The organism is Flavobacterium chryseum (genome assembly GCF_004362015.1).
Classification (GTDB): Bacteria; Bacteroidota; Bacteroidia; order Flavobacteriales; family Flavobacteriaceae; genus Flavobacterium.
Genome location: NZ_SNWW01000001.1, coordinates 407,024 through 428,236 on the forward strand (window position 1 = coordinate 407,024; position 21,213 = coordinate 428,236).

Consider the following 21,213-nt stretch of genomic DNA (forward strand, 5'->3'; position numbering starts at 1 on the left):
AAAATGCTGAAATTTAGATCTCTAATGCCCCTTAGAGAAAAGGACCAAGCAAAAAAATAAATACCATGAAAAAACCTACTATTCTAAAAATTGCATTATTATTTTTGTTGTTTTTACAATGTGATGTTGTGTCTTCTCAAAATTTGAAGCCTTTTGTCAGACAGTTTGACAAACAGCTGAAAGGAGATATTCTAGTTATTGGAAATAATATTCTTAACAGAAGAGAAACTAATAACAGAGGTCAAGTGATCACTAGTCCAAATACTGCGTATAACGGTACTGGATTTAATGGTGATTTTGATATGCGCTATATCAATATCGATAATGGAGCTACTACTGGTATTTTTAGCTCAAGTAGTGCAACTCTAACTGTGCCGAATAATCGTGCACCTGCAGATCCATGTTATAGAGTTGCTTATGCTGCTTTATATTGGTCAGCTACTTTAAAGTCGCCGGCTAGCAGGGCTAACATTAATAAGGTAAAAATTAAGGTTCCTAATACGACTAATAGTGCGTATCAGGATGTAACCGGAACAGTTATTCATGACATTGTAAATGCCGCTGATGGTATTAATCCTGACAATACACAAGCTTATGCCTGTTTTGCTGAAATCACAAATTTATTAAGTGCAGCAAATCCTAACGGAACCTATACAGTTGCGAATGTAATTTCAAGTGAAGGATCTAATGGAGGAACTGGTTTGTCTGCCGGATGGTCACTTTTTATTGTATATGAAGATTCAAGTTTGCCTTCAAAAGCAATTTCATCATTTAATGGTTTTACTGCCAGAGCACAAGGAGGGGGACCAAACAATACGGTTATCAATGGTTTTACAACTATTCCTACTGGTCCTGTTCAGGCCAGATTTGCTTTTGCAGCTCTTGAAGGAGATTACGGTTATAGAGGAGATTATCTTCAAATAAACGGATCAACTATTACACCTCCAACAAGACCTAGACAAAGTAATAGCGATAACTTTTTTAATAGTTCCATAAACAGTTTAGGTGCCTCTTTTACAAACAGAGTTCCTAACAGTACAAATACGTTAGGTTTTGATACAGGTGTTATTGATATTGACCCTTCGGCGAATATTATAAAAAATAATGATACATCTGCTACCATAACTTTAGGGACTAACAGTGATATTTTTATTTATTATTTTACGGCATTTTCTGTTGACATTATTGCGCCAAAAGTTGTATTAAAAAAAGCGGTAAAGGATATTAATAATAATGACGCCAGTAATAAAAATGTTGTACTGGGTGAGGAATTAAGATACGAGTTAAGTTTTCAAAATGAAGGTAATGATAATGCGACTTCATTTACTATAATCGATCAATTACCGGTAAACACTACTTTCAATTTTCCGAGCGATATCATTTCGTTACCGCCAGGAATGACAATTCCAACTACTGCGGCCGGTAATCAATATGTTACTTATAATGCCACAACCAGAACAATAACATTTACGATTCCTAATTCGTATGTTACAGCGGTACCAACAAGAGCACCAGAATCAACTATAAAATTTAGAGTTAAAGTAGTAGATGATTGTTCTAAATTGACAGATGCATGTTCTAATATTATTAAAAATAGTGCAGAATCACATTATTTTGGACAATTAGGCAGTACGACTACTGATTTTGGAGATAAAAGTTATTCTACAACAGCTGGTTGTAACCTTGTTCCACAATCGACTAACTTTTTAGTAGGTTTGGATGCCTGTAAAAACAGAAGACAGGAAATTTGTACTACTAATATGGTAATTTCTGCTTCTGGTGGATATAAATCATATTCTTGGTCTACTAATGCTTCTGGTACTCCGGTAATTGGTACAAATCAATCACTTACGATTACACAACCAGGAACTTATTATGTTTATAATACAGCGAATCCTCCTTGTATAGATTTACAGGAAACAATTACTGTAGTAGATGGTGGTGGAGTAAGAACAAACCCGGTAATACCATATGCTGATAATAAGGAACCGGATGGTACTATTGTTGGTTGCGTAATTGACGGTAAACCTCTGCCTAAAATTTACTTATGTGGAACCAACGATTCGAGACTAATCAATGTAAACGTTACTAACGGAACTGTTGTTTGGCAAAAAACGAATTGTGTTCGCCCGGTCGATTTATCTGAAACCTGTGCTGATGAAAGAGGTGCATGTACTTGGGTATCGGCAGGACCAGACGGACCAACGTTTAATGCAAATACTGCAGGTTATTATAGAGTAACAATTAATGCGGGAGGTTGTAATAACACATATTACTTTAATGTATATAAAAGTGATGTTTCTGTTACCGTATCTAAGAAAGATAAATTGTGTTACAAAAGTGGTAACATCACGGTACAACAGATTAACGGATATGAGTACAGTTTAACAAATTTATCGAACAATACAACTGGTGCTTATCAGGATAGTAATTCTTTTGAAATTTGGAATGCGGGTACTTATGTTGTTAATTATAGACTAAAGGGTATTGTTAACACTTGCGTTTATAAAACGCAACAAATAATAATAAATGACTTAAATATTAACGCAAAAGTTGAAAATCCTAATGAGCAGCCATTATGTTTTGGTTCTAATGGAAGTATTACAGTAAGTGCTTCAGCTGGATTTTCTAGTTATTATTTTGTCCTTTATGATGGAGCAACTATAATTGATCAAGTTGGACCGCTAACAGACAGAGTTCATACTTTTTCTGTTGCGCCAGGAAAATATTATGAAGTTGAAGTTTATAGTGTAGATTCAGACGGTAAAAAAGATTGTACTGCTCGTGCGGGTAAATATATAAATAACCCTTCATCTGAAATTACTCCGGTTACTACTACAATTGTACCTCTAACAGCGTGTAGCGATGGAAAGTATAGAATTAGCGCAACTGGTGGTAGTGGAACATATTCTTATTTTGTAGATGGTTCAACAACGGCTCAGGCTTATTCTGAAAACGATAACACTCAGCAAAACAATATTATTATTGTAGCACCTGCTGCAAAAACATATTCAATACGTGTTGTAGATTCAAATCTTTGTGAAAAAACGATAACGCTTACAGTTCCGGGTCTTCCAAAACCAACATATACTGTTTCTAATACTAACAGCGCTTGTTATAATAGTGGTGCTGAAATAAGAGTAACACTAGGTGCTGGCGGAGCAAACGGTTATACTATGGCTTATAGTATAAATAATGGAGGAACTTATCAGGCTAATCCTGTTTTTTCTAACTTACAACCTGGAACATACAAGGTTATAGTAAAATACAGTATCACTTACCCGGTACCGTACTTCCCAAATACAGAAACGAAAGAATGTATTGATCCGGCTCAGACTGTAATTATTAGTGGACCAACTGCTGCTTTGGTGGCATCTGCGGGAGTTGCAGAATTAGCAGGATGTACACTTTCTCAATTGGGAGGAAAATTAAGAATTAATAATGCACAGGGAGGAACCGCACCTTATCAATATAGTTTTGATAATGGAGGAACATGGCAGGCTTCTAATGAAAAAGATGTATTACCAGGTCAATATATATTAAAAATCAGAGATGCTTTAGGTTGTGAATATACTATTCCTTATAATATTATTCTGGATCAAAAACCAGTTGATCCAACAATTAAAGTTGATGATCCTGTTTTTAATTGTAACGGAACTGCAACTAGTAAAGTAACTGTTACAAATGGTACTTCTGCTAATTATACTTATGAATATTATTTAGATGGAGTTGCTAATACGCCTATTACTAATAATACATTTTTGAATGTTCCTTCTGGATCTCATACAGTTTCAGTTAAATATAATGTAACTACGGTTTCTACTTATAGTAATTTATTACAAGAAGATTTTGGTAAAGGTGGTTATACTACAACTCCTGGTATTAATCCTGCTTATTGTTTTGAAGATGAATCAACGCCACACCCGGTAGGTTTCCCTTGTGGAAATTTTAATGATTATCAAATTAATGATGGTAAATACGCAGTTGCAAGCTCTATTAAAACAAATTTTGGAAATTCTTGGATCTTTGCTAAAGACCATACTCTTCCAGCTGATCCTTTAGGAAGATTTTTATGTGTAAATGTTGGAGGAAGTGCTGGTATTGGAGGTATTTTATACAGTAAACCAATTAAGGATGTTATTGTAAATCAACCGGTAATAATTTCATTATGGGCAGAAAATCTTATTGTAAAAACATCAACTACGCACGATGATCCAAAATTAACGATACAGTTAGTTAATAATTTAAATGGTGTCGGTGGTCCACAAACTATTGTTGCCACTACTGATACGACAAACCCATGGGTAGTTCCTAAAACAGAAAAGTGGGAATATAAAGAATTGTCTTTAAATCCTGGAACTTACAATAATTTAAGTTTTGTTATTAGATCTTACAGTAATGAATTTAATGGTAATGATGTACTTATAGATGATATATGGGTTCGTCAAATACCAAAATCATGTATTGCGCAAAAAGATTTCCCTATTGTTATTGATTCAAATAAAGCTTTTACAGCTTCAGTAACCGGATTTAAAGATGTTAAATGTCTTGGATCTAATGATGGTGAAATCACAATTGCAGCTCAAAACTTTAATCTTCCTTACGGATTTGATTATTCATTAGATAATGGTGCTACCTGGATTAACTCTAAAGTTTCACCAGTAACAGCTACTGGATTAAGTAGTAAAACATACAATATACAAGTACGTTACGATGCTTCTGCTTCAAGTTGTACTGTACCATTAACACAAATTGTAAAATCGCCTACAGCAGTAACGGTTACTGCTACGGTAACTAAATTGCCTACATGTACTACTGGTGCAACTATTACTGCAGTTGGAGCAGGCGGAACACCGGCATACCAATATGAATTAAGACAATCGAATGGTACTACAGTAGTTACTGCTTTCCAGGGTTCAGGTGTTTTTACAAATGTTCCTGCGGGTACTTATACTGTTGTAACTCGTGATTCAAACGCTTGTTCTTCTCCAGCATCGGCTGTAGTTACAGTAAATTCATCAACAGCTCCAACTGCATCGTTGGCAGCTACTTCAGATTTATGTTATGACACCGTTAATCAATCTACACTTGTTGTAACAGCTACAGGAACTGGATCTTTAACGTATAGTTTAGACGGTCAGCCAGCTCAAACTTCAAATACATTTACAAATGTTGGGCCTGGTACTCATAATATTGTAGTAACAGACAGCAACAGCTGTACAGCTGCAATAAGTAATATTGTAATTGCACCGGAATTAAAAGGTACAGCAGTAATTTCTAAAACATTAGATTGTACTCTTGCTACGCCAGATGCAACAATTACAGTAAACATTGCCGGAGGAAACAGTCCGTTTACTTATAAAGTAAAAAAAGGTGCTGGAGCTTACGGAGCAAGTATTCCTGTAACTGGAACATCGTTTGTATATTCTGCAAATGCTGCGGATACTTACACTTTTGAAATTACAGATGCTAAGGGTTGTACTAATATTGTAAGTGCAATCGTAAATCCTATTGTAAACCCAACTGTAACAGCTACGAAAGTTGATGCTACTTGTAATGGTGCTTCAACAGGTTCTGTGCAATTAGTTGGTGCCGGAGGATCAGGAGGATATACTTATTTATTCTATAATAACACAACTTTGCCTGTGCCAACAACATTTCTAGCACAAGCAAGTTATACAGGTTTAGCTGCAGGAACTTATTCTTACCAGGTAATGGATAGTAAAGGTTGTAAATCTGCAGTTGGAACTATTACAATTGCGCAACCAACTACTTTAACAGCTACAGCTACTGCAACTACATTTACATGTAATGCATCAAATGTAAAACAAGCTGCTACTGTTACTATTGCAGTTCCTACAACTGGAACAGCTCCATATGAATATAGTTTTGATGGTGGTACAACTTTTACAAGTACACGTACACTATCTGTTACCGATAATGGTACAAACCAAACTATTTCTTATGTAGTTAAAGACGCTCAAGGTTGTAAAACAGGAGTTCAGACTATTACAATCAATAGACTAAACCCGCCAACAGATATTACCTTTAGTGCTGCAGCAGTTACCTGTACAGCAACTACAACTACAGTTACAGCAACGGCAACAAACGGTGTTGGAACTATTACCTATTCAATTACATCACCAGCAGCTTCTGTAGCATCAAACACTACAGGTGTTTTCGCAGGATTAGCGCCTGGAACTTATAATTTCAGAGCAACGGATGCTAACGGATGTTATTTTAACAAACCATTTATAATCAACGCTGTTACACCAATTTCTGTGGTTGCTAACAAAGACAGCGATGTATTGTGTAAAGGTGGTTCAACAGGTAAAGTAACTTTTACAGTTTCAGGAATTGCAACAGTAGGTGCTTATACACATACATTGACAGCCGGAACAGGAACTGTTACTAAAGCAGGAAACACTTTAACATTAGCAAATGTTGTAGCGGGAACTTATACTTTACAAGTTACAGATACTGCTACAGGATGTACCAATACAGCGACAATAACAATTAATGAACCAGCAAATCCATTAACATTAACAGCAGTACCAACTAATATTAGCTGTAATAATGGTATTGCCCAAATTACTGTTACGCCAAGCGGAGGTACACCAAATTATACCTATGCAGTTGTTATAGCAGGAGCTACAGCTCCAACAGTTTTCGCAAGTGGAAACGTTCTTTCAGTAGATACTAATTCTGGTGCAAATTTAAACTGGGATGTTTACGTAAAAGATGCTAACGGTTGTATTACTCCAAGAGCAGTTACTATTGCTAAAGATAATCTACCATCGGTTACAGCTACTAATGGCAACCAATGTACAGGTACAGCAAGTACGTTTGTAATTACTGCTACAGGTACAGGAAAAGCGCCATTAACATATAGTATTGATGGAACATCATTCCAGACAAGTAACGTATTTAATGTTCCAGCCGGAACTTATACCGTTACGGTAAAAGATGGAAACGGATGTACAGCTACAACAGTAACACCATTAATAATCTACCCACAACTGGTTGCACTTGCATCAGTTACTAAAGAATTAGATTGTACAACGACACCAAATGCAACGATTACTGTTGCAGTTTCAGGTGGTAAATCTCAATTTACTTATACGGTTAAAAAAGGTAGTGGTGCCACAAGCGCTCCAAGTGCTCCATTTTCAGGAACATCGTTTACATACGCTGTTACTGCTATCAATGCGGACAGTTATACTTTTGTAGTAACGGATGCCAATGGATGTTCTAGTACAACAACTACAACAGTAAATACAATTTCGAGCCCAACAGTTACAGAAACGCATATTAACCCATCATGTGATGGAGGAGCTAACGGTTCAGTAGTATTAGTTGGTGCCGGAGGATCAGGAGGATATACTTACAGTAATAACGGTACGGTTTATACTGCCAATGCTACCTTTACAGGATTAGCTGCAGGAACTTATACATTCTATGTAAAAGACAGTAAAGATTGTGCAACACCAATTACAGTTACCTTAACAGCTCCAACGCAATTAGCAGCAACAGTTACAGAAGTTCCTTTTTCTTGTAACACTTCTAATGGAAAAGTTGCAGGATCAGTAACAGTAAATGTTACTTTAGGTACAGGAACTACTCCATATCAATATAGTTTTAATGGTGGTGGATTTGGTAATTCAAATACATTAACATTAAACGACAATGGAGCAAATCAAGGTTATACTTACTCAGTAAGAGACGGATTAGGATGTACAATTTCAGGTTCAGGAACTTTATTGAGACTAAACCCGCCAACAGATATTACGTTTAGTGCTGCAGCGGTAACTTGTACAGCAACTACAACTACAGTTACAGCAACGTCAACAAACGGTGTTGGAACTATTACCTATTCAATTACATCACCAGCAGCTTCTGTAGCATCAAACACTACAGGTGTTTTCGCAGGATTAGCACCTGGAACTTATAATTTCAGAGCAACGGATGCTAACGGATGTTATTTTAACAAACCATTTATAATCAACGCTGTTACACCAATTTCTGTTGTTGCTAACAAAGACAGCGATGTATTGTGTAAAGGCGGTTCAACAGGTAAAGTAACTTTTACAGTTTCAGGAATTGCAACAGTAGGTGCTTATACACATACATTGACAGCCGGAATAGGAACTGTTACTAAAGCAGGAAACACTTTAACATTAGCAAATGTTGTAGCGGGAACTTATACTTTACAAGTTACAGATACTGCTACAGGATGTACCAATACAGCGACAATAACAATTAATGAACCAGCAAATCCATTAACATTAACAGCAGTACCAACTAATATTAGCTGTAATAATGGTATTGCCCAAATTACTGTTACGCCAAGCGGAGGTACACCAAATTATACCTATGCAGTTGTTATAGCAGGAGCTACAGCTCCAACAGTTTTCGCAAGTGGAAACGTTCTTTCAGTAGATACTAATTCTGGTGCAAATTTAAACTGGGATGTTTACGTAAAAGATGCTAACGGTTGTATTACTCCAAGAGCAGTTACTATTGCTAAAGATAATCTACCATCGGTTACAGCTACTAATGGCAACCAATGTACAGGTACAGCAAGTACGTTTGTAATTACTGCTACAGGTACAGGAAAAGCGCCATTAACATATAGTATTGATGGAACATCATTCCAGACAAGTAACGTATTTAATGTTCCAGCCGGAACTTATACCGTTACGGTAAAAGATGGAAACGGATGTACAGCTACAACAGTAACACCATTAATAATCTACCCACAACTGGTTGCACTTGCATCAGTTACTAAAGAATTAGATTGTACAACGACACCAAATGCAACGATTACTGTTGCAGTTTCAGGTGGTAAATCTCAATTTACTTATACGGTTAAAAAAGGTAGTGGTGCCACAAGCGCTCCAAGTGCTCCATTTTCAGGAACATCGTTTACATACGCTGTTACTGCTATCAATGCGGACAGTTATACTTTTGTAGTAACGGATGCCAATGGATGTTCTAGTACAACAACTACAACAGTAAATACAATTTCGAGCCCAACAGTTACAGAAACGCATATTAACCCATCATGTGATGGAGGAGCTAACGGTTCAGTAGTATTAGTTGGTGCCGGAGGATCAGGAGGATATACTTACAGTAATAACGGTACGGTTTATACTGCCAATGCTACCTTTACAGGATTAGCTGCAGGAACTTATACATTCTATGTAAAAGACAGTAAAGATTGTGCAACACCAATTACAGTTACCTTAACAGCTCCAACGCAATTAGCAGCAACAGTTACAGAAGTTCCTTTTTCTTGTAACACTTCTAATGGAAAAGTTGCAGGATCAGTAACAGTAAATGTTACTTTAGGTACAGGAACTACTCCATATCAATATAGTTTTAATGGTGGTGGATTTGGTAATTCAAATACATTAACATTAAACGACAATGGTGCAGATCAAGGTTATACTTACTCAGTAAGAGACGGATTAGGATGTACAATTTCAGGTTCAGGAACTTTATTGAGACTAAACCCGCCAACAGATTTAACTTTTACAGCTGCAGCAGTTACCTGTACAGCAACTACAACTACAGTTACAGTAACGGCAACAAATGGTGTAGGTGTTCTTCAATACGAAACTATTGCTCCATCTCCTGTAATTATTGCTAAACAAACATCTAATTCTTTCGCAAATCTTGCTCCGGGAACTTATATGTTTAAAGTTACTGATGCAAATGGATGTTTCTACACAGAAGCTCACACAATAAATCCGGTTACACCAATAACACTTATTGGTACTAAAATAAGCGACGTATTGTGTAACGCAGGAAACACTGGTGCAGCCAGATTTAATGTTGCAGGTTTTGCTGCTACTTACAGTTATACTGTAAATGGTGGAACTGCTGTTACAGCGCAAACTGCTTCAACAATTAATTTAACAACTCTTGTTGCAGGTACTTATACCGTTATCGTTACAGATAATGCAACAGGATGTACAGCAACAGCTGCGGTTACAATTAACCAACCAGCTGCTTTAGCTGCAACTTATACAACTATAAACGGAAACTGTGCTGTTACGACTTCAAATGTTACAGTAACTGTTACTGGAGGTTCACCGGTTTATAGATATTCATTTGTACAGGATAACGCTGCAATTGGTACATATTCTAACTCTAATACTGCGAATTTAGATGCTGCAGTAAACACAAGTTGGGATGTTCATATCATTGATGCGAATGGTTGTACATTCAAATTAGATATTACAATTGCAAAAGATGTTGTGCCAACGGTTACAGCTTCGGCTACGGGTCAGTGTTTTGGTGTAGGAAGCTATACAATTACTGCAACACCAGGAACTGGTTTAGTTGCGCCTTTAAGCTACAGTATTGACAATGGTGCTTCTTACCAAGCAGGTAATACATTTGTAATTACTACACCGGGAAGTTATACAGTTAAAATTAAAGACGGTAACGGATGTACGGCAGATAGTAATGTTGTTATAGTTGATAATGTATTAACATTAAATGCTGTATTAGATAAAAACATTACATGTTCGCTACCAACTGCTGCTCAGGTAACTTTGACGGCTAACGGTGGAAGCGTTGCTTACACATATGAATCAAAAGAAGCTGCAGGTGCTTATACCGCTATGGCTTCGAATGTTTTCAATACTATGACTCCGGGAAGTTATACTTTCAGAGTTACAGATGCTAAAGGTTGTATTATTGAAACAACAACTCCAATTATTATTACAGCTCCAGTTAATCCGGATATTACAAACGTTGTACAAACAGCGCTTATTAATTGTAATGGAGATGCTACAGCTGCTATTGCAATTACGATTGATAATACAAAAGGACTTGCTCCGTTTGTATATACTGTATTAAATACAACTACAGGAGTTAATTATGGTACGCAAACATCTGGCTTAGCAGCAGGTAACTATGTAGTTACTGTTACTGATGCAAAAGGATGTACAGATACATTCCCTATTACAATTAATCAACCAACTCCTATTGTAGTTAGTCGTACAGTTACTCCAATTACATGTGCAGGCGGTGGTGTTTCATTGGGATCGATTACAATTAACTCTGTAACAGGTGGAACTCCAAATTATATCTATCACGTAACAGGAGTTAATGGTTATAACAAACAAATTTCTGGTCAGACAGGAGCTACAGCTGTATTTGAAGTAGTTGACTTTGGTTTGTACCAAATTATTATTACTGACGCAAATGGTTGTACTAATATCGAACAAAACGTATTGGTAGCATCACCACCAGACGATTTGGATATTACCGTAACACCTCCACCTGCAGATTGTTCAACTTTAGGTTCTGCTGTTGTAGCTATTAATACAACATCATTAGGTACTATAACAGGTCCTGGTCCTTTCCATTTCGCTATTTATACTGGTCCGGGAATGGTATATACTGCACCAACAGCCTTACCTTGGTATGATGAGGATGCTATAGGAAGTAAAAAAACAACTATACCTAATTTACTACCGGGTGTTAAATATACTTTCATTGTACATGACACTGTAACAGGTTGTTATTATTTTGAAACTTCTACTACGCCAATACCAACACAATCAACTTTAACTATTAGTAATTTAGTTGAACAAAATATTACGTGTAAAGGTGCAAATGATGGTAAAGTTTCATTTACAATCAATAGTACATATCCAACAGCTACAGATGTAACGTACGAAATTTTAAATTCATTAAGCTTAACCCCAATAACTCCAACTGCTGTTACAGGTAGTGGAACTATTTCGGCAAATGGTACTCTTGCAGTTACTAATTTAGGACCATTACCTTATGGAACTTATGTGATTGTTATAAAAGAAGTTGGTACATCAACACATGCTGGATGTAGCATTGCAAGTAGTAATTTTATTATTACGGAATCTGCTATTGATTTATCACTTACAGCTTCAGTTTCTAAAAATGCAAATTGTAATCCTGCTTCAGGAGTTATAACTGCAATAGGTAAAGATGGAACAGCTCCATATACTTATCAATTACTTTTAGCTTCAGCTACAGCTCCAACTGCTGCAACAGCAGGTTGGGCAAGTGTCAACACATTTAATAGAGATGCAGGAAGTTATATTGCTTACGTAAAAGATGCATACGGTTGTATTAAACAAGCGGCAGTTACTTTAAATAAAGATGCTGATCCAACGATCATTGCACCTGCAACTATTTGTTACAATGGTACTGCATTCACAATCGCAATAGGAGGAACTGTTGATCCTGCTATTGTAGGAGCTGCTACTTATAGTGTAAACGGAAGTACTTTCCAAACAAGCCCTAACTTTACATTTAACGCAGCAGGTATTTATAATTTAACAATTAAAGACGGTAATGGTTGTATAGCAACTGTTCCTTATGAAGTTAAACCACAATTATTCTTAAGCGCACAACTTACAAAAGAACTAGATTGTACCGGTACACCAAATGCACAAATTACTTTGACTGCTACTGGCGGATACAATACAGCTTATACGTATGAGTATTCTACTGATGGTGGAGGTACTTATACCGCTATGGCTACGAATGTACTTTCTACAAGTGTTCTAGGAAACTATATTTTCAGAGTAAGTGATGCTAAACTGCCAACAGCTTGTCAGGCTACAACTACTTTCAAATTAGACCCTATACAGCCAACAATATTTACAACTGTACAAACACACGTGAGTTGTAATGGTGGTAATGACGGTACAATTACAGTTAATGTAACTTCTGGTGTTGGTCCATATCAATATCAATTAAACGGAGGAACATTCCAAACTTCAAATGTATTTACAGGATTAATTGCTGGAACTGCATATATTGTTACGGTTAGAGATGCAAAATCATGTTTGTACTCAAACCCGGCAATTACGATCACTCAGCCTAATGCTTTAACAGCTGCAGCTGTGTTAACAACTCCATTAACTTGTGGAACTGGAAATGCTCCAACAAAAGCAGTTGTAACCGTAACTGCTTCACAAGGAACAGCACCATATTTATATAATTTTGATGGTGCAGGTTATTCTACTACAAATACTTACGAGTCATATGTTGGTGTAACGTTTAATGTTTTAGTAAAAGACGCAAAAGGTTGTATTTTTCCTATAAATGGAGTTAACATTCCAGCGTTGAACCCTCCAACAATTACCACTATTACCGGAACTCCAATTTATTGTGATCCGATTGCTAGCACAACAAGTACCGTTACTATAACGACTACAAATGGTGTAGGAGCATTAAGTTATGTAATACTTTCACCAGCAACGACAAACGTTACAGGAGCTACAAGTGGAGTATTTACAGGATTGCCTGCTGGTACTTATTTATTTGAAGTTACAGATGCTAATGGCTGTAAAGATCAGGAATCTTACATCGTTAAACCTGTAACAAACATTACAGTTTCAGGTGAGTTAGTAAGCAATGTTACTTGTAACGGAGGTAATAATGGAGCTGTTAAATTTACTGCAGCAAATTATGCAGGAACTTATACAGCAGTTTTAACTGCAGGAACAGGTACATTAACTCAAACAGGAAACACTGTAAATGTGACTGGTCTTGTACCGGGAACTTATACAGTTGAAATTACAGACGGAATAACAGGATGTAAAGCAACAGCATCTATTGCTGTTACACAGCCAACACCGGTTGTTCTAAGTTTAGTAAGCAATACAAATGCTAATTGCAACTTTGGTGCAAGAGTAACAGTTTCTGCTACTGGCGGAACTCCAGCTTACAAATATGCCTTTGTTCAAAGCGGAGCTACTCCTGTTGCTGGTGATTATGACACTGTTTCAAGTGTTGTTTTAGATCCGGCATTAAATACAGCTTGGGATGCTTATGTTTTAGATGCAAACGATTGTCCTGCTGTTTACAGTTTTACAATTGCTACAGATTTGCCTCCAACAATTGACACTCCTGCCGCTCCATATTGTTATATGGGAGGTCCGGTACCAATTACAATTACGGGAACTTATGTTGGCACGCCAATGTACAGTATTGGTAACAACTACCAATCTAGCCCTGATTTCGTATTGAATGCACCAGGAACTTACACATTCTCTATTAGAGATGGTAACGGTTGTGTGACGTCAACAGCTTACGAGTTAAAACAACAATTATTATTAAAAGCAACATTAACACAAGATTATACTTGTGCAGGTGATGCAAGCATAACATTATTAGCAACTCAGGGAACGTTAACATATAACACATTTGAAGTTAGTTATAATAATGGAGCATACACTGCGGTAACCGTACAGCCTTACACTACCAATATTCCTGGAACTTATACTTTCAGAGTAACAGACAGTCAGGGATGTCAGGCAACTTCAGTTTCAGTAGAAGTTACACCAAGAACAACTCCAACAGCAACAGCTACACAAAATAATGTTAGTTGTACAGGAGGTTCAGATGGAAGTATTGTAGTTACTGCTGCAAATGGAGTACTACCTTATCAATATCAATTAGATGGAGGAGCATTCCAAACATCAAATATATTCACAGGTTTAGCTGCAGGTACACACAATATCGTGGTTAAAGATGCTAAGGAATGTGTTACAATCACATTGCCAGTTACTATTACACAGCCAACAGCTTTAGCTGCAATAGCTACAGTAACCACTCCATTAACATGTGGAACTGGAAATGCGGCACAAGCAGCAACAGTAACTGTTACTGTTGATCCAACAACTGGAACAGGTCCATATCAATATAGTTTCAACGGAGGAACTAGTTATGGTTCGGTAAATACTTATACAACAACTGTATCAGGTCCTGTTAGCGCTTTAGTTAAAGATGCCAACAACTGTGTAATTACAGTACCGGCAAGTGTAATTGTTCAGCCACTTGATCCGCCAACAATTACCACTATTACCGGAACTCCAATTTATTGTGATCCGATTGCTAGCACAACAAGTACCGTTACTATAACGACTACAAATGGTGTAGGAGCATTAAGTTATGTAATACTTTCACCAGCAACGACAAACGTTACAGGAGCTACAAGTGGAGTATTTACAGGATTGCCTGCTGGTACTTATTTATTTGAAGTTACAGATGCTAATGGCTGTAAAGATCAGGAATCTTACATCGTTAAACCTGTAACAAACATTACAGTTTCAGGTGAGTTAGTAAGCAATGTTACTTGTAACGGAGGTAATAATGGAGCTGTTAAATTTACTGCAGCAAATTATGCAGGAACTTATACAGCAGTTTTAACTGCAGGAACAGGTACATTAACTCAAACAGGAAACACTGTAAATGTGACTGGTCTTGTACCGGGAACTTATACAGTTGAAATTACAGACGGAATAACAGGATGTAAAGCAACAGCATCTATTGCTGTTACACAGCCAACACCGGTTGTTCTAAGTTTAGTAAGCAATACAAATGCTAATTGCAACTTTGGTGCAAGAGTAACAGTTTCTGCTACTGGCGGAACTCCAGCTTACAAATATGCCTTTGTTCAAAGCGGAGCTACTCCTGTTGCTGGTGATTATGACACTGTTTCAAGTGTTGTTTTAGATCCGGCATTAAATACAGCTTGGGATGCTTATGTTTTAGATGCAAACGATTGTCCTGCTGTTTACAGTTTTACAATTGCTACAGATTTGCCTCCAACAATTGACACTCCTGCCGCTCCATATTGTTATATGGGAGGTCCGGTACCAATTACAATTACGGGAACTTATGTTGGCACGCCAATGTACAGTATTGGTAACAACTACCAATCTAGCCCTGATTTCGTATTGAATGCACCAGGAACTTACACATTCTCTATTAGAGATGGTAACGGTTGTGTGACGTCAACAGCTTACGAGTTAAAACAACAATTATTATTAAAAGCAACATTAACACAAGATTATACTTGTGCAGGTGATGCAAGCATAACATTATTAGCAACTCAGGGAACGTTAACATATAACACATTTGAAGTTAGTTATAATAATGGAGCATACACTGCGGTAACCGTACAGCCTTACACTACCAATATTCCTGGAACTTATACTTTCAGAGTAACAGACAGTCAGGGATGTCAGGCAACTTCAGTTTCAGTAGAAGTTACACCAAGAACAACTCCAACAGCAACAGCTACACAAAATAATGTTAGTTGTACAGGAGGTTCAGATGGAAGTATTGTAGTTACTGCTGCAAATGGAGTACTACCTTATCAATATCAATTAGATGGAGGAGCATTCCAAACATCAAATATATTCACAGGTTTAGCTGCAGGTACACACAATATCGTGGTTAAAGATGCTAAGGAATGTGTTACAATCACATTGCCAGTTACTATTACACAGCCAACAGCTTTAGCTGCAATAGCTACAGTAACCACTCCATTAACATGTGGAACTGGAAATGCGGCACAAGCAGCAACAGTAACTGTTACTGTTGATCCAACAACTGGAACAGGTCCATATCAATATAGTTTCAACGGAGGAACTAGTTATGGTTCGGTAAATACTTATACAACAACTGTATCAGGTCCTGTTAGCGCTTTAGTTAAAGATGCCAACAACTGTGTAATTGCAGTACCGGCAAGTGTAACTGTTCAGCCACTTGATCCACCAACAATTGATAATGTAACTGCAACACCAATCTGGTGTACACCAGCTGCAAACACGACAAGTACAGTAACATTAACTGTAAGTCATGGTGTTGGTACTTTACATTATGAAATTACATCTCCTGCAAGCGCTGTTTCAAATTTTTCAGGTGCAACAAGCGGACAATTTAATTTGTTACCTGCTGGAACTTATATTTTCAAAGTTACAGATGCTAACGGATGTACAGCTGAAGCAACAAAAACTGTTGATGCCTTAATCAATATTACAACTGCAGGTCAGTTAATAAATGATGTAGTATGTAACGGAGAAGCAAACGGTTCAGTGAAATTTGATGTTGATAATTTCGCAGGTACTTATACCGCAGTTTTAACTCCGGCCACTGGTACATTAACTAAGGTTGGTAAAGTTATTACCGTTACTAATTTACCGGTAGGTAATTATGCAATTTTAGTTACTGACGATATCACAGGTTGTACAGCTACTGCTTCAGTAACTGTAGGTCAGCCAAATGCATTATCATTAACTGCAACTAAAAATACGCATGCTAATTGTAAATCAGGTGCGGAGGTTACTGTTGTAGCAGCCGGAGGAACTCCAGATTATAAATATGCATTTATTTTAAATACAGCTACAGTTACAGCTGCAGATTATTCAAACAGTAATAATGCTGTTTTAGATCCTGCAAAAGGCTTAAACTGGGTAGCTTATGTGATCGATTCTAAAGATTGTAAAACATCTATTCCAATTACAATTGTACTGGATCCGTTGCCAAATAATATTACTACGAATGTTTCAACTCAACAATGTCCATCTGCGACAGGTGAGTACACATTTACAGTAACAGTAGGTAATGGTATTGCACCTTATGAATACAGTATCGGAAATGGTTTCCAATCAAGCAATATCTTTACGGTAAATGCACCAGGAAACTATACAGTAACCGTTAGAGATGCTAATCAATGTGAAGTAACAGTAGCTACTCCTGTAACTATTTTACCAGCATTAAAATTAGACCATACAATTACTGCATTGCCAGGTTGTGTTGTTACCAATAATGGTATTATAACAGCTACTGCAAGTGGTGGCTCAGCAACTGCAAATTACAGATATACTTTAGATGGTGGAGTTATTGTTTCAACGACACCTGCAGTATTCAGTAATGTAACTCCTGGAACTCATATTATAAGAGTTAGAGATGTTGTTACTGGCTGTTCTGTTCAAATAACTGTAGTAGTAGCTCCTTCTACACCAATTGCAGGATTAGCATTAACTCCAATCCATGTAACTTGTAACGGAGGAAGTAATGGTTCAATCACAGCAACTATAGATGAAACTGGTGTTAACGATAACCCGGTTTACGTTTACAGATTAACAGGAACTACAGCTTTAGGTGTTCCGGTTAGCAGACCAAACCAACCGAATCCAACATTTGAAAACCTTCAGGCTGGAGATTATACTGTAACAGTTACTTCAGGTAGAGGATGTCAAGATTCTGAAGATATTAGAATTAACCAGTTCGATCCAATTGTAGTAACTGCTCCAGTAGTTGTTCAATACGGTTGTACGGTTGCAAACACTTCGAACTTTGCTACTGTAACAGTAGGAAATGTTACTAATGGATCTGGAACGTATACAAATTATGAGTTCTTCAGAGATGGTGTTTCAGTTCAAAGTGGTCCTCAAACAGTTTATACTGAAACGGATTACTTAGGAGGTAACTACACTGTAAAAGTTACTGACGACGCAGGTTGTTCAGGTACAAGCATAGCAGCTCCAATTAGACCATTCATTAGCTTAGATGTTATAAATGTTGCTAAAGTTGCAATCACTTGTATCTCTAATGAAGATATTACTATAACAGTAACATCTACAGGAGGAACACCAGCGCTATTGAATTATACGGTTACTGGTACAGATAATGCTTATAACCAAACAAAAACAAATGGTAATTTCACTGGTTTAACAGTAGGAAATTATATAATTACGGTTACAAACCCTGCAACGGGCTGTAGTTTACAAAAAGCGTATTATGTTGCAGAACCTAATACATTTGAGATTAAAGCTATACCAGTTGTAAAAGAAATTTGTTTCGGTACAACAGACGGAATCGTTGATTTAACTTTTGTTGATAATCAATTAGATCCAACAAATGATGCAGGACCTTTCAATTATACAATTACAGGCCCGGCACCAAGTACTGCTACAATTACAGGTACAACAACTGATGCAGGTCCGTTGAGAATTTCAAACCTTGCAGCTGGTCAATATTCTGTTATTGCTAGATTAGTAGCAAGTCCTGAATGTACTGTTTCAACTGTATTTAGTATAGATCAGCCTGCTACAATTTTAACTGTAACAGCAGAAAAAGATGATATTACTTGTAAAACAGGTAATAATGATGGAGTTATCTATGCTTCTGCACAAGGTGGTTGGGATACTAGTTATGAATATCAATTAGTATTAAACCCTAGTACAATAGTAGCTGATTACTCTGCTACAGCTGTATTTACAAATTTAGGAGCAGGTACTTATACTGTTAATGTAAGAGATAGTAAAGGATGTCCAGTATCAACACAAGTAACATTAGCTATTCCAACTCCAATAACATTTACTGCTGCGGCAGATGCAACAATGTTGTCATGTTTTGGAGATAAGAGTGGAGTAATTAGAGTTTCTCCTCCTACAGGTGGTCAGGGAAGTAATTACTTATATACTTTAACAGTACTTTCAAACAACCCTGTTACAACTGTTGGGCCTCAAATTAGTCCTGTTTTTGACGGATTAGGAATGGGAAGATATACAGTAACAGTAACTGACGGATTTAGCTGTACAGCAACTTCATCTGCAGAAATTGTAATCACTGAGCCAACATTGGTTAAAGCAACGTTAGCGGTAACAAGACAACAAACTTGTCTAACATTGTCGCAACTTACTTTAACTGCAACAGGCGGAACCGGACCTTACTCGTATAGTGCAACTGCAGATTTCGCGATTGTATTAGGAACATTTGCAGCAACAACATCATTTGATGTTCCTGTTGGTTCTTACAGCTATTATGTTAGAGATGTTAATGGTTGTAACGCATTCGTTACAGATATTAGAACTATTGATCCTCTAGTACCACTAAATCTTAACATAGATGTATCTGGTGCAGTAGTTAGATGTCAGGGAGATGCATCAGCATCAATATTTGCTGAAGCAATTGGTGGTCTTGGAGATTATGTTTATACATTACTTGGTGCTACGAATAACGTTGTTCGTGCAGCTCAGACTAACGGAACATTCGAAAACTTACCAATTGGTACATATTATGTAAAAGTTGATAGTCATGATTGTACTTACACAAGTGGTCCAATAGTAATAGATGAACCTGCTACTCCTGTAACAGTTGTGTCAAAAGTAACAGATGTTACTTGTTTCGGAGCAAACAATGGTATTATAGAAATTACTGCCACAGGTGGTACAGGTAATATTCAATATGCGATTTCACCTGATCTTGATAAATTCGATTCGAAATTTATTTTCGACAAATTAGCTCCTGGTGATTATCAGATTGTGGTTAAAGACGAAAACCTATGTGGTGGAATATATAATTTCACAATTGCAAATGGTAATTTATTATATGCAACTTTAGATGCAACATCGATTCAACCAGAGTTATGTGCAGGAGAAAACAACGCTTCATTTAGAGTTGATATCTTTGGTGGTAAACCAGGTTATTTTGTACGTATCGATAATGAAACTGCTTTTGTCCCTGCTAATGGTGGTACTTTCCACACATTTAGTGGATTAAAAGGAGGTAAGCATATAGTATACTTTACAGATAGTTATGGTTGTGGACCATTTGAGCTTGTTGTTGAAACACCAGAGTCGGTAACAATAGATCCAACTACTACTGAAACAGTATATGGTTGTGAAACCAATACGACAACAGTTCTTTTTGATAAGAGTAATAACGTTGATGATCTTGATTTCTCTCTGGATAATACTGGAGTGATTAATCCTGATGGTCCTGTATTCAAAGATCTTACACCAGGTCCGCATACTATTTTAGTAAGACATACAAACGGATGTGAGAAGAGAACTGAAGAATTTATAATCGAAGGATTTGATAAACTTACTTTAACAGATATTACTGTAAGCAGCAAAGCAGAGGTTAATATAATCAGAGTGCAAGCTGCAGGAGGTAAAAAACCTTACTTATACAGCTTCGATGGTGGACCATTTACAGAATCTAATGAATTCAGAATCTACGAAAGTCGTATTTACAAAGTAACTGTTAGAGATCAAAACGGTTGTGAGGCAACTATAGATGTTGAAGGTAAATTCATCGACTTCTGTCTGCCAAATTACTTTACACCTAACGGTAGTAACGGAGGTCATACCGAAATTGGTCCTGGTTGTGGTGCATTAGCTTACAAAAACCTTACCTTCGATATCTTCGACAGATACGGTAGAGTAGTTGCTAAGTACCATGTAGGTCAAAAATGGGATGGTAAATACAACGGAGAAGAATTGCCAACAGGTGATTACTGGTATGTTCTTAAACTAAATGACGAGAAAGATGATAGAGAGTTTGTTGGACATTTCACACTATACAGATAACAAATTAGAGCCCCAAACTATGTTATCTAAAAAAATTATT

At 36.9% G+C, this 21,213-nt stretch carries 1 protein-coding gene; it reads left to right on the forward strand.

Features of this window, described 5'->3' with window-relative positions; genetic code table 11:
- Positions 1 to 65 precede the first annotated feature (65 nt).
- Positions 66 to 21,173, forward strand: a complete 21,108-nt coding sequence (locus tag EV143_RS01750; protein ID WP_133506267.1) for a T9SS type B sorting domain-containing protein — start codon at positions 66 to 68, stop codon at positions 21,171 to 21,173.
- The last annotated feature ends 40 nt before the right edge of the window (positions 21,174 to 21,213 follow it).